We start from the raw sequence: 1,371 nt of genomic DNA on the forward strand, positions 1-1,371 counted from the left end.
GGCCTTAATGAGATGGTCAGCCTGACCCGAAACAGCCCGATCGGCTTACGCTGATCGGGCTGTTTCCTTTTTGGGAGATCGTCATGGACACCATCTCGTTGATCGGAATCGATCTGGGTAAGCATTGCTTCCACCTGCACGCACAGTCCGCATCGGGCCGTATGGTGTTCCGCAAGAAGCTCACGCGCAGCCAGATGCTGACGCTGCTGGGCAATCTTCCGCGCTGTACGGTAGTCATGGAAGCGTGTGCCGGCGCGCACTGGGTTGCAAGACGTGTGGAGGTACTGGGGCACCAGGCCAAACTGATTTCCCCGCAGTTCGTCAAACCGTTCCTGCTCGGCAACAAGAACGATTTCGCCGATGCGCAGGCGATCTGCGAGGCGGCATCGCGTCCCGGCATGCGGTTCGTCAGTCCGCGCAACGAGACTCAACAGACCCTCTCGGCAATGCACCGTGTGCGCGAGAGCCTGATACGCGATCGCACCGGCACGATCAACCAGATCCACGCTTTCCTACTGGAATTTGGCATAAGCCTGCCCAAGGGGATCGCGGTCATCCGGCGGTTGCCCGCCATCCTGGCCGCGCATGATTTACCGCCGCGGTTGATCGCCTTGCTCGAACGCCTGCAGGCGCACTTCAAGTATCTGGATGAGCAGGTGAGCGCGGTCGAGCGCGAATTGATGCAGCAACTTCGCGAGGACGAACGTAGTCAGCGTCTGCTGGAGATTCCGGGCATCGGCCCCGTGACGGCCAGCGTGCTGGCGACCGAACTGGGTGATGCCGGGCAGTTCGCTTCGGCGCGCCAGTTCGCGGCGTCGATCGGACTGGTCCCGCGCCAATACAGCACCGGCGGCAAGCCGACACTGCTGGGGATCAGCAAGCGTGGCGACAAGAATCTGAGGCGGCTTCTGGTGCAAGGCGCGCGCGCCGTCATGCAGCAGATCGAGCGACGCCCCGACCGGCTCGGCTGCTGGGTCCGCAGCCTGCTGACCCGACGGCATTCCAACGTGGTGGCCTGTGCATTGGCCAATAAATTGGCGAGGATCGCCTGGGCTGTCCTCGCCAGAGGCACGCACTACCAGGGCGAACAGGCTGTGACAGCAGCCTGACGCGGCGTCGCTTATCACGTTGTACTCAACCCCTTCCTGGTTTTGCGACGCGAGATACGTGAAGGCACAAACGACTCAACGGCCGGGCAAGCAACCTGGTAAAAACAACAGCGCCAGACGCTGAGGCCTTTTGTAGGTTTGCCCGGCGCGGCTCTCATCATGGGGCGGGAACCTGTTCCCATCATGACCCCGGATAGATTTGCGCACGTCCAATTTATGCCAACACCGCCTCGCTTGCAAAAATCAGGCTGACCATAGATTT

1 protein-coding gene is annotated in these 1,371 nt (G+C 61.2%); it reads left to right on the forward strand.

Features of this window, described 5'->3' with window-relative positions; genetic code table 11:
- Positions 1-83: 83 nt before the first annotated feature.
- The gene (locus GCT19_RS42015; protein WP_152855088.1) at positions 84-1,109 is read left to right on the forward strand and encodes an IS110 family RNA-guided transposase; all 1,026 of its coding nucleotides are present in this window, start codon (positions 84-86) and stop codon (positions 1,107-1,109) included.
- The last annotated feature ends 262 nt before the right edge of the window (positions 1,110-1,371 follow it).

It is taken from the genome of Paraburkholderia atlantica, assembly GCF_009362785.1.
Classification (GTDB): Bacteria; Pseudomonadota; Gammaproteobacteria; order Burkholderiales; family Burkholderiaceae; genus Paraburkholderia; species Paraburkholderia atlantica.